This is a genomic window from Rhizobium sp. TRM95796, assembly GCF_025779995.1.
Classification (GTDB): domain Bacteria; phylum Pseudomonadota; class Alphaproteobacteria; order Rhizobiales; family Rhizobiaceae; genus Rhizobium_E.
This window is the reverse complement of sequence record NZ_JAOXHE010000006.1, coordinates 34,426-57,490: the sequence shown is the minus strand read 5'-3', so window position 1 is coordinate 57,490 and position 23,065 is coordinate 34,426. Positions and strand designations below refer to the sequence as shown.

Annotated in this window: 20 protein-coding genes; 9 read left to right on the top strand and 11 right to left on the bottom strand. The window is 63.2% G+C overall.

The features are described 5' to 3' along the window. The first annotated feature begins 12 nt into the window (after positions 1 to 12). On the top strand, positions 13 to 1,440 hold the full coding sequence (locus OCK01_RS14385; RefSeq protein WP_263824528.1) for an aldehyde dehydrogenase family protein: 1,428 nt from the start codon (positions 13 to 15) through the stop codon (positions 1,438 to 1,440). A gap of 21 nt (positions 1,441 to 1,461) precedes the next feature. On the opposite strand, the gene OCK01_RS14380 is transcribed toward OCK01_RS14385, so the two are convergent. After that, a complete protein-coding gene (locus tag OCK01_RS14380; RefSeq protein ID WP_263824527.1) occupies positions 1,462 to 3,924 on the bottom strand; it encodes a bifunctional diguanylate cyclase/phosphodiesterase in 2,463 nt (820 codons plus the stop codon). 244 nt (positions 3,925 to 4,168) lie between these two features. On the opposite strand from OCK01_RS14380, the gene OCK01_RS14375 reads away from it, so the two are divergent. From OCK01_RS14375 to OCK01_RS14365, 3 genes are all read left to right on the top strand, one after another. Next, positions 4,169 to 5,212, top strand: coding sequence for a LacI family DNA-binding transcriptional regulator (locus tag OCK01_RS14375; RefSeq protein WP_263824526.1), 1,044 nt, complete (start codon positions 4,169 to 4,171; stop codon positions 5,210 to 5,212). A 110-nt stretch (positions 5,213 to 5,322) separates the two neighbouring features. Continuing rightward, positions 5,323 to 6,516 carry a CaiB/BaiF CoA transferase family protein gene (locus OCK01_RS14370; RefSeq protein ID WP_263824525.1) on the top strand — a complete coding sequence of 398 codons (1,194 nt, stop codon included), beginning with the start codon at positions 5,323 to 5,325 and terminating at the stop codon, positions 6,514 to 6,516. Positions 6,517 to 6,715: 199 nt separating this feature from the next. Beyond that, on the top strand, positions 6,716 to 8,047 hold the full coding sequence (locus OCK01_RS14365; RefSeq protein WP_182827357.1) for an APC family permease: 1,332 nt from the start codon (positions 6,716 to 6,718) through the stop codon (positions 8,045 to 8,047). A gap of 18 nt (positions 8,048 to 8,065) precedes the next feature. Here the strand turns inward: OCK01_RS14365 and OCK01_RS14360 are convergent, their stop codons facing one another. After that, the gene (locus OCK01_RS14360) at positions 8,066 to 8,830 is read right to left on the bottom strand and encodes a helix-turn-helix transcriptional regulator (RefSeq protein WP_263824524.1); all 765 of its coding nucleotides are present in this window, start codon (positions 8,828 to 8,830) and stop codon (positions 8,066 to 8,068) included. Between the two features lie 59 nt (positions 8,831 to 8,889). Between OCK01_RS14360 and OCK01_RS14355 the strand changes: the two genes are divergently transcribed. The 3 genes from OCK01_RS14355 to OCK01_RS14345 all read left to right on the top strand — a co-directional run bounded on the left by OCK01_RS14355 (position 8,890) and on the right by OCK01_RS14345 (position 12,441). After that, entirely contained in the window at positions 8,890 to 10,299 is a 1,410-nt protein-coding gene (locus OCK01_RS14355; protein ID WP_263824523.1) for an amidase, read from the top strand. A 171-nt stretch (positions 10,300 to 10,470) separates the two neighbouring features. Then, positions 10,471 to 11,451 (top strand): SIS domain-containing protein, encoded by a 981-nt coding sequence (locus OCK01_RS14350; protein WP_263824522.1) that lies wholly within the window; start codon positions 10,471 to 10,473, stop codon positions 11,449 to 11,451. A 105-nt stretch (positions 11,452 to 11,556) separates the two neighbouring features. Next, positions 11,557 to 12,441, top strand: a complete 885-nt coding sequence (locus OCK01_RS14345; protein ID WP_263824521.1) for a DMT family transporter — start codon at positions 11,557 to 11,559, stop codon at positions 12,439 to 12,441. Positions 12,442 to 12,444: 3 nt separating this feature from the next. Here the strand turns inward: OCK01_RS14345 and OCK01_RS14340 are convergent, their stop codons facing one another. The 9 genes from OCK01_RS14340 to OCK01_RS14300 form a co-directional block, all read right to left on the bottom strand. Continuing rightward, positions 12,445 to 13,101 carry a TetR/AcrR family transcriptional regulator gene (locus tag OCK01_RS14340; RefSeq protein WP_263824520.1) on the bottom strand — a complete coding sequence of 219 codons (657 nt, stop codon included), beginning with the start codon at positions 13,099 to 13,101 and terminating at the stop codon, positions 12,445 to 12,447. Between the two features lie 576 nt (positions 13,102 to 13,677). Then, complete coding sequence (locus OCK01_RS14335) at positions 13,678 to 13,926, bottom strand: hypothetical protein (protein ID WP_263824519.1); 249 nt, start codon at positions 13,924 to 13,926, stop codon at positions 13,678 to 13,680. A 191-nt stretch (positions 13,927 to 14,117) separates the two neighbouring features. Next, the gene (locus tag OCK01_RS14330) at positions 14,118 to 15,536 is read right to left on the bottom strand and encodes a PepSY-associated TM helix domain-containing protein (protein WP_263824518.1); all 1,419 of its coding nucleotides are present in this window, start codon (positions 15,534 to 15,536) and stop codon (positions 14,118 to 14,120) included. Between the two features lie 37 nt (positions 15,537 to 15,573). After that, the gene (locus tag OCK01_RS14325) at positions 15,574 to 16,203 is read right to left on the bottom strand and encodes a helix-turn-helix domain-containing protein (protein ID WP_263824517.1); all 630 of its coding nucleotides are present in this window, start codon (positions 16,201 to 16,203) and stop codon (positions 15,574 to 15,576) included. Positions 16,204 to 16,292: 89 nt separating this feature from the next. Then, a complete protein-coding gene (locus tag OCK01_RS14320; protein ID WP_263824516.1) occupies positions 16,293 to 16,673 on the bottom strand; it encodes a hypothetical protein in 381 nt (126 codons plus the stop codon). A 79-nt stretch (positions 16,674 to 16,752) separates the two neighbouring features. Beyond that, positions 16,753 to 17,916, bottom strand: coding sequence for an N-acetylglucosamine-6-phosphate deacetylase (gene nagA / locus OCK01_RS14315; RefSeq protein ID WP_412179013.1), 1,164 nt, complete (start codon positions 17,914 to 17,916; stop codon positions 16,753 to 16,755). Then, positions 17,913 to 18,935 (bottom strand): SIS domain-containing protein, encoded by a 1,023-nt coding sequence (locus OCK01_RS14310; RefSeq protein WP_263824514.1) that lies wholly within the window; start codon positions 18,933 to 18,935, stop codon positions 17,913 to 17,915. Before OCK01_RS14310 ends, nagA begins: the two co-directional genes overlap by 4 nt. 21 nt (positions 18,936 to 18,956) lie before the next feature. Then, a complete protein-coding gene (locus tag OCK01_RS14305; protein WP_182827346.1) occupies positions 18,957 to 19,721 on the bottom strand; it encodes a GntR family transcriptional regulator in 765 nt (254 codons plus the stop codon). Then, positions 19,714 to 20,598, bottom strand: a complete 885-nt coding sequence (locus tag OCK01_RS14300) for a BadF/BadG/BcrA/BcrD ATPase family protein (RefSeq protein WP_263824513.1) — start codon at positions 20,596 to 20,598, stop codon at positions 19,714 to 19,716. The genes OCK01_RS14305 and OCK01_RS14300 overlap by 8 nt, the downstream gene beginning before the upstream one ends. A gap of 210 nt (positions 20,599 to 20,808) precedes the next feature. Between OCK01_RS14300 and OCK01_RS14295 the strand changes: the two genes are divergently transcribed. Continuing rightward, positions 20,809 to 21,705 carry an N-acetylmuramic acid 6-phosphate etherase gene (locus tag OCK01_RS14295; protein WP_263824512.1) on the top strand — a complete coding sequence of 299 codons (897 nt, stop codon included), beginning with the start codon at positions 20,809 to 20,811 and terminating at the stop codon, positions 21,703 to 21,705. A gap of 48 nt (positions 21,706 to 21,753) precedes the next feature. After that, positions 21,754 to 23,013 carry an ABC transporter substrate-binding protein gene (locus tag OCK01_RS14290; RefSeq protein ID WP_263824511.1) on the top strand — a complete coding sequence of 420 codons (1,260 nt, stop codon included), beginning with the start codon at positions 21,754 to 21,756 and terminating at the stop codon, positions 23,011 to 23,013. The last annotated feature ends 52 nt before the right edge of the window (positions 23,014 to 23,065 follow it).

The following is a 23,065-nucleotide window of genomic DNA, read 5'->3' as shown; positions in this document are numbered from 1 at the left end:
AGGAAATCAATCATGAGCAATCACGAACTCTTCTACATCGACGGCGAATGGGTTGCCCCTGTCGTCCCCGCCACGCTGGATGTGATCAATCCCGCCACGGAAGAGGCCTACACCAAGATTTCCGCCGGCTCGAAGGCCGATGTCGACAAAGCCGTCGCCGCCGCGAAGGCCGCCTTCAAGACCTTTTCCAAGACCAGCCACGCCGATCGTCTGGCGCTTCTGAAGAAGATCCTCGAGGTCTATAACGAGCGCTTCGAGGATATCGGCAAGGCCGTGTCGGATGAAATGGGCGCGCCGATGTCCTTCGCGCTCGACGCCCAGGCCTGGGCCGGCCGCGCCCATATGGAAGCCACCATCAAGGCGCTAGAGGACTACTCCTTCAGCGAAAAGCGCGGCACCACCACGGTCGTGAAGGAGCCGATCGGCGTCTGCGCGCTGATCACGCCGTGGAACTGGCCGCTGAACCAGATCGTCTGCAAGGTCGCCCCCGCCATCGCCGCCGGCTGCACCGTCGTGCTCAAGCCGTCGGAAATCGCCCCGATCAGCGGAATCGTCTTCGCCGAAGTCATGCATGCGGCCGGCGTTCCCAAGGGCGTGTTCAACCTCGTCAATGGCGATGGTCCCAATGTCGGCCAGGTCATGGCCGGCCATCCCGATGTCGACATGGTCTCCTTCACCGGCTCGACCCGCGCCGGCATCATCGTCGCCAAGACGGCGGCCGACACGGTCAAGCGGGTCGCCCAGGAACTCGGCGGCAAATCGGCCAACATCATCCTGCCCGACGCCGATCTCGAAGAGGCCGTCACCAAGGGCGTTCAAGGCTGCTTCGGCAACACCGGCCAGTCCTGCGACGCGCCGACCCGCATGCTCGTGCCGGCCGATCGCCATGACGAAGCGCTTGGTTTCGCCAAAGTCGCCGCCGAAGCCTTCAAGACCGGCGATCCCAAGGCCGCCGACACCGATCTCGGCCCCGTGGTCAGCCAACTGCAATATGACAAGATCCAGCGCCTCATCCAGGCGGGCATCGACGAAGGCGCGACGCTGGTCACAGGCGGAACCGGTCGTCCCGAACATCTCAACCGCGGCTACTACATCCGTCCGACCATCTTCGGCGGCGTGACCCGCGACATGACCATCGCCCGTGAGGAAATCTTCGGACCTGTGCTGTCGATCCTGCCCTACAAGGACGAAGCCGAAGCCATCGATATCGCCAATGACACGGTCTACGGCCTCGCAGCCTATATCCAGTCCGGCGATATCGCCCATGCCCGCGCCGTCGCCGCCGAAATGCGCGCCGGTTCGGTCTACCTCAATTATCCGGATTGGGACGTCTTCTCGTCCTTCGGCGGCTACAAGCAATCGGGCAATGGTCGCGAATATGCCGATTTCGGCATTCACGATTTCCTCGAAATCAAATCGATCATCGGCTACGGCGATTGATGATTGTTTTGCTGGCGGCGCTCAGCGCCGCCAGTCTTGCCGCGCGATGAAGCCGCGCAGGTCCGTATAGCTCATCGGCTTGGCGAGGGCGAAGCCCTGGAGCAGGTCGCAATTCATATCGCGCAGCAGATCGATATGAGCGGACGTTTCCACGCCTTCCGCCGTCACCTTCATGCCCAGCGAATGGCCGATCCCGATGATCGCCTCCACCAGTTGGCGTTGTTCCCGATTTTCGACGATCGGCTTGATCAAGGCGCGGTCGACCTTCAGCGTATGCGGCTTGACCTTGAGAAGACCGATGACTGAGGCGTGGCCGGAACCGAAGTCGTCGATTTCAAGGCCGAAGCCACGGCTGCGCAGCGCCTCGATATTGGCGGCGAGATCGCCTTCGCTTTCGTCGAGGAAGATCGTTTCCAGCAATTCGAACGAGATTTTCTCCGGCGGTATCGGCAACCTGTCCAGCTTGGTCATCAGTTCGGGATCGCTCAGCCGCCGGACGGAGATGTTGAAAGAGATCTTCGGCGCCGATGCGCCGAGCGCCTTCATATGGTCGAGCGCTTTTTCCATCACCATCGCATCGATCGCCGAAACAACGTCGAGCTCCTCGGCAATGGCCAGGAAGGAGGCCGGCGGCAAGATGCCCTCGAGCGGATGGGCCCAGCGCGCCAGCGTTTCGAGACCGGCGAGATCGAGGCTCCGCGCATCGAATTGCGGCTGGAAGTAGGGGATGAACTCACCACGTTCCAGCGAAGCGAGGATCTCGTCCGACACCCGCTTCTTGACCACGATCTGGTCCTGCAGTTCGATGGTGAAGAATTCGTAGCGGTTCTTGCCGTTGCTTTTGGCGCGATAGAGCGCCATGTCGGCGTTCTGCAGCAATTGCGTCGCGTCGCAATCCGACCGCGCGTCGAAGGCGATCCCGACGCTGGCCCCGACGCGGCAGGGCGTCTTGTCCACATGAACCGGCGCGCGCAACTGGTCGATGATCCGCGTCGCCATGGCCTGTAGCCGGCAGAGATTGCCTTCGAACGGGGAGACGATGACGAATTCGTCTCCGCCGATCCGGGCGACGAAATCGTCCGGCCCGGCCGTGGATCTGAGAACGGCGCTGGTATGGCCCAGCATGAAGTCGCCGGCGCGATGCCCGAGCGTGTCGTTGATCTGCTTGAAACGGTCGAGATCGATATGAAGGATGGCCAGGCCCGCGGTTCCCGAGCGACGCGCCAGCGTCTCGTCGAGGTAGCGCCGGTTCGGAAGCCCCGTCAGATCGTCGTGAAGCGCATTGAATTCCAGGCGGGTGCGAATGGTTTCGAGCTCGGTGTTGCGGGTCTCCGCGAGAACCTTGGCGCGCTCCAGCTCGTCGCGAACCGAAATGTCGTCGGTCACATCCCAATTGGCGCCGATGATCTTCTGCCGGCCATTGCCGTCCACGAAGCGAGCCGCCCGCGCTCGAATATGCCGCAGGGCTCCGTCGCTGGGGCGAATGATCCGGAAATCATTCGAGAAGTCGGTTCCGGATGCCGTTCCATCGTCAATGCGCTGCGTCGCTGCGACATGATCGTCGGGATGGATGATGTGCAGCCAGTCGTCTCCTCCCATGATGTTCGAGCCGGGAGGGAGCCCAAAAATCTCAAGAAGCGTGTCGTCGAATTGCACGGTCTGGTCGGCGATGTCGGCTTCGAAGACCCCGATTCGCGTGGCCTCCAGCGCCAGTTCGAAACGCTGTTTCAGCCTCTCGATCTGTCCCTCGGCTTCCTTTCGCGCGGTTATGTCGAGGTCGGTGCCGATGATGCGGGCGGCGGTCCCGTCGGAGAAAGTCTCGAAGCAGGCGCCACGGCATTCGATCCACACATATTCGCCGTCGGCGCGCCGCTCCCGATATTCGCAAGACGTGACCGACAGATCGCCCGCCGCCTGTTTTTCGATATAGCTGCGGACACGGTCGCGGTCGTCTGGATGGACGGCGCCGATCCAGGTTTCATAGTCCGCTTCGACGTCGCTATCGCGTTGAAGCCCGCGAATTTCTTTCCATTTGCCGGAATAGAAATAGATGCCGCGCCTAATATCGTGATCCCAGACGCCGAGATCGGAGCCGACCAGAGCCGCGTTCCAGCGTTCTTCCCAGTGGCGCGTTTCGATCTGCGTCGTCTTTGCGGCATGGATATCGAGGATCGTGACGACGAAAAAACCTTGAAATCCGGGGACCGGTTTGGCCTGAAGATTGCGCCACTTGCGCTCCGCGGCCGCCGATCCGAGTTTTAGATCGAGGCCCGCGGCGCTGCGGGGACTATCGAGGCACAGGATGACTAGGTTGCGCAGCTTGTCACCGTCTTCGACGGCCGCCTGGTCCAGAAGTGAAGACGATGCTGATATCGACGGCAGAAGCAGACGCGCCGCTTCATTGGCGCCGGATATTCGCAACCGCTCGTCGACCAAAACCGCAGGCGCCGGCAACAAGTCGAGCGCAGAGAGTATCTCCGTCACGATCCAATCGGGCAATGTGCGTGGCGCAGGCAGTGGTTTCACGCCGTCAACTCGCTGGTTTGTATTGTTCTGCTTGGCATCGAGTCCATTCCGCGCTTTGAAACATGGATCATCGCTGTGCGGCCTAAACAATCCGTTCACATCTTCTATGAAATCTTGGCGGACGCGCGTGAGGTGAGCATTGGCGTATCAATGCTGCATGGCTTGGATCGGTTAGGGAAACAGGACGAGGCGGGAGAACGGAATGGAGAAGGAGACGCCGCAACGCCGGCCGCGCCGCAAGAGCGAGGGCGCGACCATGGCCGATGTCGCCCGCGCCGCCAACGTGTCGATGCAGACCGTGTCGCGGTTTCTGCGCGCTCCCGACACGGTGACCGAAAAGACGGCCGAGGCGATCCGGGCGGCCATCGCCGGCACGCATTATGTGCACAATCTCACCGCCAGTCATCTCGCCTCACAGCGCAGCCATACGGTGGCCGCCATCATTCCCACCATCGCCGCCTCGGTATTCGCCGACACGATCCAGGGCTTTTCAGAGGTTCTCGACGCCGGCGGTTACCAGATTTTTCTCGGCGCCACCAATTACGATCTGGACATGGAAGAGAAAGTCATTCGCGGGCTTCTCGGCCGGCGGCCCGATGGCATCTTCATCGTCGGCGCGCGCCATAGTCGTCAAACTACCGCTTTGTTGAAACGTGCGGCCATTCCCGTTGTCGAGGGATGGGATCTCGTCCAGGATCCACTGGATGGTGTCGTCGGATTTTCGAACCGAGAGCCGATGGGGTTGCTCGTCGAGCATCTGACGCGTCGGGGACGGCGGCGGATCGTGTTCTGCGGCGTCATGACCCGCGGAGATACGCGCGCCGAAGAACGGCGCGCCGGCTTCGTCGAAGCGATGCAGGCGCTCTCGGCGCACCCACAGCCGATGTTGGTCGTAGAGCATGACCGCGGCGCGGACATGGATGCCGGCGCGCGTCTGCTCGAGCGGGCGCTCAAGGAAATTCCCGACGCCGACGCCCTGGTCTTTTCCAGCGATATTCTCGCTTCCGGCGCGTTGCTGGCCAGCCAGCGGAAGGGGATCGCCGTTCCCGAAAGGCTGGCGATTACGGGCTTCGGCGATTTCGAATTGGCGCGTCACCTCAATCCGGCCCTGACCACCATCCGCATCCCTGCCGGCGAGATCGGCCGCAGGGCCGGCAAAATGTTGCTTTCCGCGATGAGCGGACAGCTCGCCGCCGAAAAGCGTATCGATGTCGGCTACGAACTCGTCATCCGGCAGAGCGCCTGACGCCGAACACGAAAGAAAAATCCGATCCAAAATGTTAGCGCTCACTCTTGACCGGATCGGGAATGCGGGTAGGGTAAGGCCAAGCACAAATGCACCTGTGGGAGGAAGATGTGGGCGTACTCAGCGGTTATCGTGTTCTCGATTGCTCGATCGCCATGGCGGGGCCGTTCGCGGCGCAGCGCCTGGGCGATCTCGGCGCCGATGTCGTTAAGGTCGAACCCGTAACGGGCGAATGGCAGCGGCATGTCTCGGCCGGCGGGGCGGGCGGCAACCGGGTCAACGTGTCGTTCCTGTCGCTCAATCGCAACAAGCGGTCGCTTGCGGTGGACCTGAAAGCGCCCGAAGGCAAGGCTGTGCTGATGGACCTGGTGCGCGATTGCGACGTCTTCCTGCAGAACTATAGGCCTGGGGTCGCGAAGCGTCTCGGCGTCGATTACGAAAGCCTGTCTGCGATCAATCCGTCCATCGTCTACGTCTCGATGTCGGGTTATGGCGAGACCGGGCCCTATGTCGATCGTCCGGGCCAGGATCTCGTGCTGCAGGGCATGTCCGGCGCCATGCTATCGGCCGGCCGCGAAGGCGAGCCGCCCACGGCCGCCGGCCAATATCTGGTCGACGCGATCACCGCCTATACAGCCTTCGAGGGCGTGCTCGCGGCATTGCTGCATCGTGAGCGCACCGGCGAGGGGCAGTTGGTGCAGGTCAACATGCTCGACGCCATCACCACCATCCAGATGCAGGAGCTTTCCGTCTTCACGGTCGGCAAGAAGGAGCAGAAGCGCTCCGCCGAGCCGCATGCGCATGTCTATATTCGCGCGCCCTACGGCGCTTTCGCGACGTCCGACGGCTTCATCATCGTCGCTTTCCCCAAGCTCAAAACCTTGGGCGAGGTGATCGGCGAAGACAGCTTCCTGACCATGAACGACGAGGTCGACACCTGGAGCCGCCGCGATGAAATCTTCGCCAAGACGCGCGAGAAGCTGAAGACGAAGTCATCGGCGGAATGGCTGGAACTGTTGCGCGCCGCCGACATCTGGTGTGGCCCGGTCTATGGCTACGCCGATCTCGTCGACGACCCGCAGATCAAGCATAACGGCTCCTTCGTCGAATATGACCATCCGACCGAGGGACGCGTGAAGACGCCGGGCTTTCCGATCCGTTTCTCCAAGACGCCATCCACCGTCGAACGCGGCGCGCCGCTCGCCGGCGAGCACAGCCGCGAGATCCTCAAGGAAGCCGGTTATGACGAGGCGCGCATCGACCAGTTGCTGGCGCAGGGCGTGATCGCCGCGAGCGAGATCTGATCGCGGGCGCTCCTCTTCTCGCGCGTGCAGCGAAGACTGATCGCGTCTCGTGCCGGAATTTTCAGACGGCGACATAACCCCTTGGTGTTATGTCGCCGTCGCCGCATTTTCGACATCATCGTCGCCTGCCTCGCCTAGAAAGTGGCGAGGCCTCAAAGGAAAGCGTCTGACGGCGCCAAGAAAAACTCCGGAGGCGAAGATGAACCAGCCTATCAAACTCGAACGCGCGCTCGGCCTCTGGTCGGTCGTTCTGTTCGGCCTTGCTTACATGACGCCGATGATCGTGTTCGGCACGTTCGGCGCGCTCGCAACCACCAGCGGCGGCACCACGCCGATGGCCTATCTGATCGCCGCCGGCGCCATCCTGCTGACCGCCATCAGCTACGGCGTCATGGCGCGCGTCTATCCCGTTGCGGGCTCCGCCTATACCTATGCGCGCCGCTCGCTGAACGGCCATGTCGGCTTTCTGGTCGGCTGGGCTGTCCTGCTCGACTATTTCTTCCTGCCCATGGTCATCTGGCTGATCGGCGGCGCCTATCTCACCTCCGCCTTTCCCGATGTCCCGGCCTTCGTCTGGATCCTCGCCTTCATTCTCCTGACCACTTTGGTGAATGTCGTCGGCGTCGTCTTCGCGAGCCGCGTCAATCTCATCCTGATGGCCGTTCAGCTTCTCGTGCTCGTCGCCTTCGTGGCGCTGGCGGCGCGCTATGTCATCGCGGCGCAAGGCCCCGGCGGTCTTCTCTCCGTCGAGCCCTTCTTCAAGGCCGACGTGCCTTTCTCGGCCTCCATCGCCGGCGCGGCGATCGCGGCCTATTCCTTCCTGGGTTTCGACGCCGTCTCGACGCTGACCGAGGAGACGCGCGATCCCTCGCGCACCATGCCGAAAGCCATTCTGATAACGGCCGTTGCGGGCGGCGCGATCTTTGTGCTCTCCTCCTATGTCACGCAGCTCGCCCATCCCGGCGCAGTGTTCCAGTCGGTCGATTCCGCCGCCACCGAAATCGCGGCCAAGATCGGCGGCGACGCCTTCGTGGCGATCTTCCTCGCTACCCTCATCGTCGCACAGTTCACCTCGGGTCTCGCCGCACAGGCGAGCGTCGGACGGCTGCTCTTCGCCATGGGCCGCGACGATGTCCTGCCGAAAGCGATCTTCGCGCGGCTTCATCCGCGCTGGCGCACCCCGGTGATCAATCTGGTCATGGTCGGCGTTGTCGGTCTGCTGGCGCTGTTCATGGACATCACCACCTCGACCTCCTTCATCAATTTCGGCGCTTTCCTCGCCTTTACCGCCGTCAATCTCTCGGTGATCGCCCTCTATCTGCGCGGCGAAGCGCAGGTGCGCGCTTCGGGCGTTCTCGTCGGCTTGGTTGTTCCCGCCGTCGCGGCCGTGTGCGATCTCTATCTGCTCGGCAATCTCGACGGCAACGCCAAGATCCTCGGTCTCGTATGGCTAGCCGTCGGCGCCGTCTATCTCGTCTATCTGACGGGTGGTCTGCGCCGCGCCCCGCCGGAGATGGATTTCGCCGAATAATCCGGGATAAGGCTCCCGTCAGGCGAGAAACAGATGGAAAAGCTCGGCCTGACTGGAGATCTTGAGCTTCGCATAGATCTGCCGCCGGTGCACCTTGACCGTATTCGGCGACAGATCGAGAACGGCTGCAATCGAGAGGTTGGAATGGCCTTTGAGGATCAGGGTGACGATCTCCGTCTCCCGCTTGGTCAGAAGCGGATGTTCGATGCGCGCCGCGCCGGCCGCCGCCGCACGGTCTCCCGAACCTTGCCAGTGTCGCCGCGCGACCGCGCAGATCAGCGGCGCGAACAGGCTGAGAAGCCGGATGTCGTCGGCGTTGAACAGCGATTCGCCCTCCATGCGCGAGGCCGAGAGCACGCCGGTCGAGTTGGGACCGAGATCGAGCACGAAACCCACTTCGTCGATGATGCCCGTCGTCCGGTAATGGCGGCGGAAATATTCGCTGTCGAAAAAATCGTCCGGCGCGAGCGCGCGCATGGCCAGAAGCCGCTCGCCGCCATCGCTTCTGACCGCGTCGTAAAAGGGGTCGAGCACATAGGCGCCGTCGAGGTAGTGATCGACGATCACGCCGTGCCGCTCGCGGTCATGCAGATTGTGGAGATCGCCGGCTCCGCCGTCCGCGGTGTAATAGAAGCCGTTCATCATTCCGAAAGGCGAAAGCGCCCGCAAAGCCCTCGCCAGACGTTCTGGAAACGAAGTTTCGCCGATCGCGGTCACCGCCTCGGCGAAAGTCGCAGCGAAGGCGGCGAGCTTCGCCTCATTCATCGTCGCGGATTGATCCATCCGCTTCTCCCCCGACCTCAGAACGCGCTACCGCGTTCACGATGCTTTGGAACGCTCTCATGAAAAAGGCAATGGAAATCAGCTTCGATCGCCATGCGCTGGACCTGCCGGCTCTGGAGATTGCCGAGGGCGTGCGCTCCGGCCGCTTCAAGGCCGTCGACATCATGGTCGAGAGCCTGCGCCGGGCGCGCATCGCTCAAAAAGCTGCCAACTGCTTCGCTTTACTTCGCGAAGAACAGGCTATGGCGGCGGCTGTGGCCGCAGATGCCGCGGTCGCGCGCGGCGACGTCATGGGCGCGCTGATCGGCGTGCCCTTCGCCGCCAAGGATCTCACGCCGACCAAGGGCGATATAACCACGCTCGGCTCATGGTCTTCGGGCGACTGGACACCCGATGAAAGCGCTTTGGTGGTGCGCCGCCTCGAAGCCGCCGGCGCGATCCTGATGGGCAAGACCACGACGCCGGAATTCGCCTTTTCCAGTTTCACCGTGAGCCCGCGCTTCGGCGTCACCCGCAATCCCTGGGATCTTTCGCGGACATCGGGCGGCTCGTCCGGCGGCTCGGCGGTGGCGGTGGCCACGGGCGTCGTACCCTTTGCCGAGGGCACGGACATGGGCGGCTCGGTCCGCATCCCCGCCGCCTTCTGCGGCGTGGTCGGGCTGAAGCCGAGTTTCGGGCGCATTCCCATGACCATCCTGCCGAGCCAGTTGGACGATATCTCGCATTTCGGCCCGCTGGCCCGTCGCACAGAGGACGCCGTCGCCTTCATGGCTGCCGCGTCCGGCCCGAGCGATGAGGACATGTCCTCGGCGCCCATCGGCTTCGACGCCGCACAATGTCAGACGCTCGACCTGCGCGGTCGGCGCTTCGCGCTTTCTTACGACCTAGGCTATTACCGGATCGACGCCGGCGTCCGCCAGGCGATCGCCGAGACGGTGGAGCGCATGCGCCGCGCCGGCGCAATGATCGAAGAAGTGGATCTCGGCTGGACCCGCGCCGTCAATGATCGCTGGTACGATCTCTGGTGCGTGTTCATGGCCGCCTATTTCGGCGAACGGCTGGAAGCCTGGCGCGATCGGATGGATCCGGAAATCGTCAAGCTGATCGAGTGCGGCCTGAGGCTCGGCGCCGTCGACATCAAGCGCATAGAACTTCTGCGCACAGAGATGTGGCGGGGACTCGCGACGATATTGACAGGGCGCGAAGCCTTGCTCTGTCCGACCTGCGCTATTCCCGCGCCGAGCGTTGAGCGTATCGACGACGACTTTGTCGGCGACGACGAACACCACCGTTTTACCGGCCTCGATATGACGTGCCCCTTCAATCTCTTGCCGCAGAGCCCGGCTCTGTCGGTCCCCGCGGGCTTCACGCCCGATGGCCTGCCTGTCGGCCTCCAGATTGTCGGTCATCGTTTCCAGGACGAGCGGGTGCTGGCGATCGGCGGCGCGGTCCAGGCGCTGGGAACCTAGCAAGTCCGGAAAAACCTCGTGGAACCGCAGCCCGAACGGCTGCATTTCCTGCATATGTCACATGCGTCGACGCGCTTTGTGTTCGTCTCGGCTTTCCGCTATTTCTGGCGAAAGCTGGCGGCCCCCGCGTCTTGTCGCCGCTCATGCTCGATATGCAAAGGCCCCGTCTTCATGTCCAGAACGCCCAGAACCGTCGAACGCGATGTCCAGGATCAACCTCAGGCGCTCTCGATCGTTCTGGACCGAATGTTCGGCGAAGGGCGAATGGCGCTCGACGGCGCGCGGGCGACCGTGCTCAGCGGCCGTCCGGTGATCGTGACCGGCATGGGCGCGTCTTTTCATGTCGCCGTGCCGCTCGTCTATCACCTCTCGGCGATGGGCGTGAACGCCAATCTCATCGAAACGGGTGAACTCGTCCGGCATCGTCTCCTCCTTTGCCGCAATGCCGTCGTCGTCGTCATCTCCCAGTCCGGGCAGACGAACGAGACGGTCGAACTGCTGGATGCGATGACCGAGCTCAACGCCATCACCATCGGCGTCACCAACGAGGAGCCGGGCGCGCTCGCCCGCCGCGCGCATCTCCCCTTGATCGTCGGCAGCCCGCGCGACACTGTATTCGCCGTGCAGACCTATATGGGAGCGATGGCGGTGCTGCTGTCGCTGTCGGGGCGTCCCGGCCTGCTGGAGCGCGGCGATTTCGAGCCGGCGTCGCAGGCGGTGCAGGCGCTGGTGTCCGCGCCGATGGAAGGCGATTTCCCCAAGGACGACGGTCCGCTCTATGTGCTCGGACGCGGCCCCTCGGTCGGCTCCGCCCGCGCTGCGGCGCTCTGGTTTCATGAAATCGCGCATATGTCCGCCACGCCGATGACGGGCGGCATTTTCCGCCATGGTCCGATCGAGGCGGTGGGCCGCGCATTCCAAGTCATCGGCTTTGCCCCGAAGGATATCGATCTGACCGCCAATCTCGCCCTCGCCGAGGATATTCGCGGCGCGGGCGGCGCGGTGCGGCTGATCGGACCGGATCGCGACTGGGCTTATCCCGAGATATCGCCGCTGCTGGCCCCGCTGGTGGAAATCGTCCCGGCTCAGCGCGCAGCCCTCGCGGCGGCCCTCGCGCGCGGCGCGCCGCTGGGCGAAACGCGCTTTCGCTGATGCGTTCCCACCGGGGCTTGAGGCCTGGAAATTTTCGCTTGCACAGTCTGTGCCGCCGGGCGTTAATGACGCCCTGCATATGAAACGGGTTATTGCGAGGCCGTCGTGAACAAGACCGTGTTGTCCGGCGTGGCGCTGACCGTCTTCGCGTATTTCTTGTTCTCGCTGCAGGACGCTTCGGTCAAATTCCTGGCCGTCGGCCTGCCCATCGCCCAGATCCTGTTCGTGCGCAGCGTGGTTATCCTGGCGCTGTGTCTTGCTGTGGGCGGCAAGAACTTGCCGGTCGCCATGGCCCGGTCGCCGGTGCTCGTGCCGATGTTGTCGCGAAACGTGCTGCTGCTGCTCGCCTGGCTGACCTTCTACACCGCCTCGCGTGATCTCGGTCTCGCGCAACTCACCACGATCTATTACGCCTCGCCTGTCATCGTGACGCTGCTGGCCGCGCCGATGTTGAAGGAATATGTGCCGCCTCTGCGCTGGCTCGCAGTGGCGGTTGGTTTCTGCGGCGTCTTGCTCGCGAGCGACCCGTTTGCGGATGGATTGGGACTGTCGCGGCCGGTGGCGCTGGCTTTGTCGGCGGCGGTGTTCTGGGCGCTTTCGGCCATTCTGCTTCGCAAGACGGCGATGGCGGAGAGAACGCTGGTGCAGATGGCGATCTCCAGCGGCTTCTTCATCCTGATGACCGGCGCCGCCTGTATTTTTCTGTGGACGCCCGTCAGCCTGGGGCTCCTGGCCTTGCTGGCCGGCGTCGGCATATTTGCCGGCGTCGCGCAGTTCGCCTATTTCGAAAGTATCCGCCGCGCGCCCGTCTCCCTGCTCGCGCCGTTCGAATACACGTCTCTGGTTTGGGCGTTCATCCTCGGCTACGCGATCTGGGGCGATCAGCCGCAATGGCACGTCTTCGGCGGCGCGGCGCTGATCGCGGTTGCCGGCGCTCTGGCTTTGTTGTCGGAGCGTAAGAAGGGGGCGGCCGCGACGAGCCAGGCTTGACGATCAGGCGGCCAATTCGTGCTCGATGACATCCCTGGCCACGGAGAGATACGCCCGGACCTGATCCTTCATCACGATCTCCATGTCGGCCAGCGGCGGCATCTCGTAGATCGAAAACCGGATCCCCGCATAGATCAGCGACGAATGCATGCTCCAGACGAGTTCATATTCCCGTTCGGTCGCGGCGTGATCCGCAGTCGAGGGAAAACCAAACTGACGTCTCGCGCCCTCGACGATTTCGCTGAACAGCTGAACCTTGAATTTGTTGAGATAGGCCTGTGCGAAAGCTGGCTCCGAAAGCGACAGGAACATGAACGCCCGAAACCAGCGGGGCTTGTGAATGTTCGGCAGATAATATGCGTAGAAGGCTTCGAGCCGTTCAGGAAACGGCATGCCGGGGTCGACGAGAATCTCACGCCAGCGCGGATCCCAATGACCGTTCTGCACCACGTCTGAAATCGCCGTCAGCAGGTCCACCTTGGTCGGAAAGTAGCGGTGCACGAGCGGCTGGGTGACATGAACCCGGTCCGCCAGTTCCTGCACCGTGATCGCCATGCCCTTCTGCGCATAAATATCGATCGCAGCGTCCAGCAGTTCCTGCCGACGCTCATGCGCCGGAAGATTTCGCCGGGGACCGGATGGGTTTGGCTTCTTTGTCACTAATTTCGTCATGCGCCCAGCTTTGCACGGAATACCCGGAAAGGAAACTGACTTTTGGTTAGAGAAGGGCGCTCGCTATAGCAATGCGAGAAACAGGCCGATTGATTGAGTTTTTTCGGCTGTGGATAGCGAGTGAAAGCAAAAATATGCTCTTTATAGGTGGAGAGAACATTTCCATGATGCAGTCGTTCGCAGGCTCACTCGCTGGAAGCGGCCCGTCGCTGCTTCGGCTTGACTGCGCGGTAAGCTTAGAATTGTGATCGCGCCTGGAATAATATTCCGCTTCCGCGGAAGGCGGCGGAGCATCGCGCCTGCCGCGAAGCGATTGATGCGGCGTTTTGTCGCGATCGGCGTCTCCGCCACATATCGCTTTCGGGCGGAGCGCGCGCGGATGCCGGTCGCCGAACAGCTTGGCTGCTTATCCCTCGGCAATCTCTGCCGTTGCGCTTTCGCCCTTCATTTCTGCGGCGTCCGAGGAGCACGCGTGTGTATGTCCGACGGGACATACAGTCCCGTCGAAACTCCATCTTCAGTGTCGGTGGCGATGTAACGGCGCCGGCGCGGCGCCGACTTCGGTTAATTGCGATCGAACACGTCGTCGATCTCGTCGACCGGCACCTGCCGATTGGCGGCGTGGTCCTGATACTGATCTGATGCGATCGCCTTGCTGTCGAGCCCTCTTCCCTCGGAATGGCGAGACTTGTCGCGATTGGACAAGATGTCGTTCTCGCCGATCAGCTTCATGTTCATATGCGTCATTGCGCCGGAACCGTCGCCTTTGCCGCTGCTGCCTTCCCCGAAGTGCTTCTTGCTCGCATGGGCCATAATGGTCTCCTTTCGGTCATGCCCGTGTCCAACGGTGGCGTTCGATGAAGGTTCCCCTCTACAGGCAACCTCGCGGGATCGACCCAGGCTGCGGAAATAGCGAGAATACAGCCCGGTTGCAGGTGGGGGCGCGGCTGGGCGCGAGCATGTATCCGTCACGGGCCGGCAAGGACGGCCCGTGACGGCAACGGTCAGTTCAAGGCGGCCTTGAGCCGCGGGATGTTGCTGAGCACGATCACGTCGAGCGCCAGCACCGCAAGCAGGGTCAGGCCCGCGACGGGGAAGATGAAGCTCAGAGCCAGCATCACAAACACGGCGCCTTTCCACATCGGCATTCCTTCCGGCATCGGCGGCGCGCCGAGACGGAGGCTGCCCTGCGGACGACGCTTCCACCAAATGACGATGCCCGAAACGCAGATGGCGATGATGGCGAGACAGAAAAGGGCGTTGAGAGCCAAGTTCCATACGCCCAGTTGCCCTTCGTGAAGGGCGATGCCAACCGCCATCGCTTTTCCGGGAACCGAATAGTCGGCATAGCCCACCGTCGCCAGCACGCGTCCCGAATATTGGTCGATATGGATTGTCCTGTCCGAAGTCGGATCGATGCTGTCATAGCTCATCGAGTCCCGGCTCAGGGTCCAGACGCCGCTCTTATCTGCGGGCGCGTTGACCTGGAAGCGTCCGTCGAAGCCGATCGTCCTGGCATAGGCGACGATGTTCTGCAGCACCACCGGCACTCCTTCCGGCAGGCCCGCAACGCCTGACTGTCCATCCGACAGCGGCATAGGCGTCTGTTCGAGCGCCCAGGGAACATCCTTTTCCGCTCCATGATTCATCTCGGCATGGGTCTTGTCCGAGAGGGGAACGTTATCCCATTTCTCGGCCGGAAACGTGCTCCAGGCCTGCACATATTTGCCGCCCCAGACGCCGGCCCAGGAGAGCCCGGAGATCAGGAAGAACAACAGGATGATCGACATCCAGAAACCGGTCGTCACATGCAGCGACTTCCAGAAAGCGCGGCCGCGCGCCGCCAGATTCAGAACCAGCACATCGCGCCAGCTCTGCCGATTTCGAGGCCACCACAGATAGAGCCCGGTCGCCAGGAGAATGATGCCGAGCGAGGCGGCGATCTCGATCATAAAATCGCCGACGCCGCCGTCCGCGCCGATCAAGAGCGTGCCATGGATGTCGTTGGCGAGTTCATTCCATGTGCCGTCCTGAGCGCGATCCTGCACCACTTTTCCGGTATAGGGATCGAGCGCGACCATCCGGTTTCCGGTTTCGAGATCGACCTGAAACAGCGCCGGATTCGTGGGGCTGTAAGGAGCGATGTATTTGGCGATCCTGCCGTCGGGATGGCCCTGCAACGCCGCCGCGGCCTGATCGGTGACGCTGAGGGCGCGCTGACCGACAGGAATGGCGATGCGTTCGCCATATTCGGGCGCGATGGTGGTGAACCACAGCATGACCATGCCGGTGATCGCGAGCATGATCAGGAAAGGAACTACATAGAGGCCGGCGTAGAAATGCCATCTCCAGGCGGCGAAATAGAATTTTTGTGCGATGGCCCGGTCCTTGGGCGGCGCGCCGTCGAGTGTTCCGATGGTCATGGTGTCCCCTCTGTCTCCGATGGAAAGTTGGTTCCCCTCACGCGGCATGGCCCCCGGCCGTCCGTTCGAGAGCGATTTGGTTGAGAATGGTGATCCGTTCGGGTCGATCGAAGCCGATCAATCCCGTCCGTTTGAAGCTGTTCAGCGTCCGGCTGATCGTTTCGATCGTCAGGCCCAGCCAGTCGGCCAGGTCGGCGCGGGTCGGATAGAGAATGAAGGTGGCGCGCGACGGCCGCGAGGATCGGTCGCGCGGCGCGAATTGTCGCGCGAGATCGAGCACGGCGGTGGCCACCCGCTCTGCCGCAGTCTTCCGACCCAGCAGAAGCGCATGCGCCTGCATGCGCGCCAGCATCAGGCGGCCTTGAGAGGCGTAAGCGTCGCTCGCCATGTCGGCCGGCATGACCGAGCTGTAGGTGAGCGACTCGGCGCGGCAATCCGCCCCGATCGAGAACACGCGTCCGGGTCCGACGATATCGGATATCTGCCGCCGACCGTCCGGGAGATAGTGCGAAAGGGCGAGGCAGCCGCTTTCGAGGGTCAGCAACTCCGTCGTCGCATCGATGGGCAGCGTCTGACGCGGCTCTAGAAAATGATTGTGTTTCGACGCCGCGCGAAGGCGTCGGGTTGCTGGGCTTGCGCCCGGCGTGGCGATAGCGAGCATATGCATGGCTTCATCCGGCTTTGGATGCCGGATTGTGGGCCTAGGCCACGCTTCCGGATCCGAATCTCAGAAATCGGCGCAGAAACGCGCCGGGCTCAAACGAGATCGGATCGGGAAGGCGGTCCGCGCGGGGATGCGGAGGGAGGCAGGAGCAGGCGTTGAAACGCTTCGTCCCACGCGAAGACGGTGGCCTGCAGATCCGGCTTCGGAACATGCATGTCGACATCGACGACGGGAAGGATCGTGCTCGCGGCGAGACGACAGGCGTCGCATCCCTGGCCGAGAGCGTGTTTCTTGGCGCCATCTTCGTCATCGCCGTAGCAGATATCGGCGATGGAGCCGTCAGGCAGCGCATAAATCGCACCGGTGGGCGTCTCGCCGGCGATGGACGGCGCAGGCTTATGCGCAAAGCCGAGCATGACGAGCAGCAGCGCGCACAAAAGGCGCAGAAGCTTTCTCCCCGATCCCGACTTCATGAAATCAACCCGTGCTGTAACGAATTCGTACTGACTATCGCACAATATTTTTATTTGCAACCATGGTCGGCCGGTCGCTTCAGGTCACATGGACGCATGTTCCGGCTATCCATGTCGAGCTCAGTTGCGTGGCGGCGGCGTTCAAGATCACGAAGTCGGCGTCGCATCCGACAGCAATACGTCCCTTGTTTTCACGTACCCCCATGACCTCCGCTGGATAGACGCTCGCCATCCTGACGGCTTCCTCCAGCGACAGTCCGACACTGTCGATCAGAAAGCGGACCGAGGAGAACATGTCGATGTCGGCGCCTGCGAGCGTGCCGTCGGCCAGCGTCAACTTGCCGTCGGTCCGGTAGATCTGGCGGCCGTTCAGGGTGAAGCCCGTCAGGTCGGTGCCGATGGTCGACATTGCATCGGTAACCACGAAGATGCGGCCGGGGCCGCGCTTGGCCCTGAGCGCCGCCGACATCGCGCCCTTGTGGACGTGATGGCCATCGGCGATGATTCCGGCATTGAGCGCGCCGAGATCGAGCGCCGCGCCGACCAGGCCGGGGCTGCGATTCTCCATCTGGCTCATGGCGTTGAAGAGATGCGTCGCGCAGCGCGCGCCCGCCCTCGCATACCGCTCCGCCGTCTCGTAGCTGGCGTTGGTGTGGCCGAGGCTGACGGCGTAGCCGGCGGCCGTCAATCGCGTGACCTGATCTTCCGTGACATTCTCAGGCGCAATCGTGATCATGATGGCGTCGAAACGGCGGCCGACCGCTTCGAGCCGCGTCAGATCCTCTTCCGTCATCAGGCGGATGAGGTTTGGGTCATGGGCGCCCTTGCGTGCGACCGACAGATGGGGCCCCTCGAGATGCAGGCCGAGAAAGCCGGGCACATGCTCCGCCTTCGCTTGAAGACCCGCCTCGATGGCGGCTGCGGTAATGTCGGGCGTATCCGTGATCAGCGTCGGCAGCAGCGAGGTGGCGCCGAAGCGGGCATGGGCGGCGCAGATCCGGCGGATGCCCTCGACGCTCTGGTCGTCATTGAACATCGCCCCGCCGCCGCCATTGACCTGCAGGTCGATGAAGCCGGGAACGATCACGCCGCCCGCTGCGTCCATGCGCTCCGCGTCCGACGTCGCTTGGCCGTCCCCGCAAAAGCCTGCGAAGCGGCCGTCGCGGATGAGGAGCGTCTCGCCTTCATGCCAGGTTTCGCCGTCGAAGATCCGGGCGTTTTCGATCGCGGTCAGGGCCATCAATGGGTCTCCGTCACTTTTTTCAGCGCCGCCGGCGCATCGGGATTGAAGCCGCGCGAGCGTGAAAACGCCTCCACGAAACCGTAGAAGGGAATGATCAGCGCCAGGGCGTCGGTGAGCGGATGGCCGGTTCGCGCCGCCGGCAATTCAGCGGCTGCGTCGGCGCCGTCGCCGGTCACGAAGGCCGCCGCGCCCTTGCGCGCGAGATCGTCGAGGGTGGCGACGGTGGAGGCGGTGGCGGCGTCGCGGGAGGCGAAGCCGACGACCGGGAATTTCTTGCCGACCAGCGCTACTGGTCCATGCAGCACTTCGGCGCTGGAATAGGCTTCGGCGTGAATCTCGGATGTTTCCTTGAATTTCAGCGCCGCCTCCGAGGCGATGGCGAGCGCCGGTCCTCGGCCGAGCATATAGAGCGAATCAGCCCCGCCGAGCGCCGCCTGCAGCGGGCTCCAATCCAGCGCCAGCGCCCGGTTCAGCGTTTCCGGCAGGTCGCGGACGGCGCGGGCGAGATCGACGTCGTCGGTCCATTCACCGAGCACGGCCAGTCCGGCTACGATGGAGCTGACATAGGACTTGGTGGCAGCGACCGCGAGTTCGGGGCCGGCCTGGATGTCGATGGCGTGATCCGAGGCTTCCGACAGCGGCGAGGGCAGGGTGTTGGTGAGCGCGATCGTCACCGCGCCGGCGTCGCGCGCCGATTTGGTCATGGCGACGATGTCGGGGCTCTTGCCGGATTGCGATACGGCGATAGCGGCCGCGCCGTTCAGGCGCAGCGATTTGCCATAGATTGAGGCTAGCGACGGGCCGATCGACGCCACGGCGCGACCGGCATATTGCTCCACGGCATATTTGAGGAAATGGCAGGCATGGTCGGAGGAGCCGCGGGCGATGGTCACCAGGAAGGCGGGGTCGGCCGCCTTCAGCGCCAGTCCGGCGTCGCGCAGGCTCGGGCCCTGCCGGTCGAGAAGCCGGGAAACCGCAGTCGGGATCTCGTTGATTTCCTGGCGCATATGGGTCGTCATCGTGGTCATCCTGTTTGGGGCTCACGCGTCGGTGAGCGTCATTTCGGCGACGAAGTCATAGGCGTCGCCGCGATAGAGGGAGCGGGTGAATTCCACCACCCGGCCCGAAGCGAGATATGAGAGGCGCTCGATCGCAAGCCCGGCGGAGCCTTCCGGCACGCCGAGCAGGCCGGCTTCTTCGCGTCCGACATTGACGGCCCAGATGCGCTGCACGGCGCGCGCCGGGCTGGCGTTGAGCCGCTGCAGTTCGGCGTAGAGCGAGGTGGTCACCTGCATCGGATCGGGTAGAATGTCCGAAGACAGGCAGGCGCGCTCGATGGCGAGCGGCAATTCGTTGGCGATGCGAAGCCGCGCGAGCCGCGCCACCATCATGTCCACCTTGAGCCCGAGTTTCATCATCTCGTCGGGCGAGGGGTGGAAGAGGCCGCGCTCCAGCCATTCCGAGCGGGTGGAATAGCCGCGCCGCGCCATATCTTCCGAGAAAGAGGTCAGTCGCGACAGCGGCTGCTGCATGCGCGCCACCGGCTTCATCACGAATGTGCCGGAGCCATGCTTGCGGCTCAGGAGGCCGTCGCGCACCAGTTCGTCCACCGCCTTGCGCACCGTGACGCGGCTCACTTGCGCATAGTCGGCGAGATCGCGTTCGGGCGGCAGGGCCTGGCCGTGGGCGAGGCGGCCCTCATGGATCGCTTCCTCGAGCCATTGCCGCAGCTTGACGTATAGCGGGCCGGAACCCTCGTTCTGCAGCGCGCCGAGCGGCAGCAGATCCGCCAGTTGCTCACCCATGCGCCGCCTCCGCCTGGAAGCGCCTGACGGCCAGCGCCACGGCGCCGGTCAAAGCGTCCGCTTTGGGTTGGATGAGGCGATCACGATGGCGGGGCGCCAGATGATCCGCATAAAGCGCGGCCAGTCCGCCGAGCAGCGCCAGCCGGCCACCCCGGCTGATCTCGGCCTGCCGGTCGAGACCGGCGTCGATCTGGGCGGCGGCGTTGGCCAAGAGGCGGGACGCCGTCTCGTCGCCCAGTCTCGCGAATTCGAAGATGCGCGGCGCGAATCGGCCGAACTCGCCGGGACTCGCCGTCTTGGCGAAGGCCACCATTCGCGGCGGATTGTGGTCGAACTCAACCAGAATGGAGTTGGTCAGCGGCGAAACCGGCGCTATGCCGTCATAAGCGAGCAACGCTTCCTGCAAGGCTGCATGCCCGAGTCGCGCGCCGGAGCCGAAATCGCCGATCACGAAGCCCCAGCCGCCGAGATAGCGGATCTCCGTCCCGAGCCGGGTGATGAAAATGCTGCCGGTGCCGAGAATGGCGACCGAACCATCCCCCTCGCCGAGCGCGCCCTCGAGCGCGATCAGCCCGTCGGAATCGATCACCGAGCGCGCAAAAGGCAGGCGGGAGGATACTGCGACGACGGCGTCCTCGACATTGTTGCCGGCGAGGCCCAGAAAGGCGGAAGCGTCCGACATGGCGGCTTCCTTCAGTCCGGCGCTGGCGAAAGCTTCGCGGCTGGCGTTGGAAATGCTGGCCAAGGCGATGTCGGCCGAGGTCATGATGTTTGCCGAGCCGCTCTTGCCCATGCCGAGAATGCGGCCTGCCGCATCTGCGACCGCCGCACGGCAACTCGTCCCGCCTCCGTCAATTCCAACGAAATATCTGGCCATCGCTCGCCTCCTGAAGAGACAATACCAAAAAAATACCAATATCCAAGCGGGCTCGGCAAAAAAATCGGCCGTTAAAAATTAACCAAATGATTCAAAGGTGAAATCATGTGGACAGCTGACAGGAGAGCGTGAAATTTTACCTTTCGTAAATTCCTGCTGGACAATTGGTATTTTGTTGGCATTAATTGCCGGCACTGAGGAGACAATTGCATGGCTGAGCGGACGACAGAGGCGCTGCATGAAAAGGCGAATGGGATAGACACCCTTTCCCCGTTCGATGCGCTGTCGCTTCTCGCCGCCGCGCAGGCAGAGGCAGCCAAGTCTCCTGCAGGAGCGCTGGCGGCGATCGCCGAGGCGGCCCGTCTGGCCGCCGAGGCCCTGCGGGACGGGCGTCGTCTCGTCTATGCCGGCGCTGGCAGCTCGGGTTTGATGGCGATGGCCGATGCGCTCGAATTGCCGGGAACCTTCGGCATTCCGCGTGATCGGATAGAGGTGCTGCTGGCCGGCGGCGCCGAAAGCCTGCTCAATCTCGCCGGAGCGCCGGAGGATGATCTCGACGCCGCCCGCGCCGACGCGCGGCGGGCCGTGTCAGAAGGCGACTGCTTGATCTGCGTTTCCGCGAGCGGCTCGACGCCTTACACGTTGGCGCTGGCCGAAGAAGCAAAATCTCTGGGCGCGCGCATCGTCTCCATCGCCAACAATGCCGGCACGCCGCTCCTGGCGCTCGCCGACGCTGCGATCCTTCTGGAGACGCCGCCGGAGATGGTGTCGGGTTCCACCCGCATGGGCGCCGGCACGGCGCAGAAGATCGCGCTCAACATGATCTCGACGCTGATGGCCATTCAGCTCGGCCATGTGCATGATGGACGCATGGTCAATCTATTTGCCGACAACGAAAAATTGCGACAGCGCGCCGCCGGCATCGTGTCGGCCGTCGCCGGTGTCGGCGTCGTCGAGGCCACGGAGGCGATCAAGGCCGCCGGCGGCGCGGTCAAGACCGCGATCGTGCTCGCAGCCGGCGCGAAAGACAAATCTAAAGCCGAGGAAATCCTGAGCCGGACAAGCGCAAATGTGCGCGCCGCGCTCAAACTTCTCGGTCATGCTTAAAACTGGGTTCAAGAACGCCATGGTGGCGTGAAGAAGAGGGAGAACAATATGACCCGCACTGCAATCAAGGCTCTGCTCCTGAGCGCCAGCATTCTCGGCTATGCCGGGGCTGCGAGCGCCGAGGATGTCACGCTCACCATCGAGAGCTGGCGCAATGACGACCTGTCGATCTGGAAGGACAAGCTGATCCCGGCTTTCGAAGCCAAGAATCCCGGCATCAAGGTCGTCTTCTCGCCGATGGCGCCGACCGAATACAATTCCGCCATCAACGCCAAGCTGGAATCCGGCTCGGCCGGCGACCTGATCACCTGCCGCCCGTTCGACGCTTCGCTCGATCTCTACAAGAAGGGCTATCTGGCCGACATCACCAAGAATGCCGGCATGGAGAATTTCTCCGACGTCGCCAAGTCCGCCTGGACCACCGATGACGGCGCGGCCACCTTCTGCGTGCCGATGGCCTCGGTCATCCACGGCTTCATCTACAACAAGGACGCCTTCGACCAGCTCGGCATCACCCCGCCGAAGACCGAAGAGGAGTTCTTCGCCGCCCTCGAAAAGATCAAGGCCGACGGCAACTTCATCCCGATGGCCATGGGCACCAAGGATCTCTGGGAAGCCGCGACCATGGGCTACCAGAACATCGGCCCGAACTACTGGAAGGGCGAAGAAGGTCGTCTGGCGCTGATCAAGGGCGAGCAGAAGCTCACCGACGCCCAGTGGGTCGAGCCCTACAAGACGCTCGCCAAGTGGAAGCCCTATCTCGGCGACGGCTTCGAAGCCCAGACCTATCCGGACAGCCAGAACCTGTTCACGCTCGGCCGCGCCGCCATCTATCCGGCCGGCTCCTGGGAAATCGGCGGCTTCAACACGCAGGCTCAGTTCAAGATGGGCGCCTTCCCGCCGCCGGTGCAGAAGGACGGCGACAAGTGCTACATCTCCGACCACACCGACATCGCCATCGGCATGAACGCCAAGGGCCCGCATGCGGAACAGGCCAAGACCTTTCTGACCTGGGTCGCCTCGCCTGAATTCGCCGATCTCTACGCCAACTCGCTGCCGGGCTTCTTCAGCCTCAACAAGACGGCCGTGAAGATGCAGGATCCGCTCGCCCAGGAATTCGTCTCCTGGCGCGAAAAGTGCCAGTCGACCATCCGCTCGACCTACCAGATCCTGTCGCGCGGCACCCCGAACCTCGAAAACGAGACCTGGGTGGAATCGGCCAATGTGATCAACGGCACCGACATGCCCGAAGTCGCCGCCGAGAAGCTCCAGAAGGGCCTCGACAGCTGGTACAAGCCCGCGAAGTAAGCTTGAGACTGGCGGCTTCGCGCCGCCATCTTTGACGTCTGAGCTCCGCCCC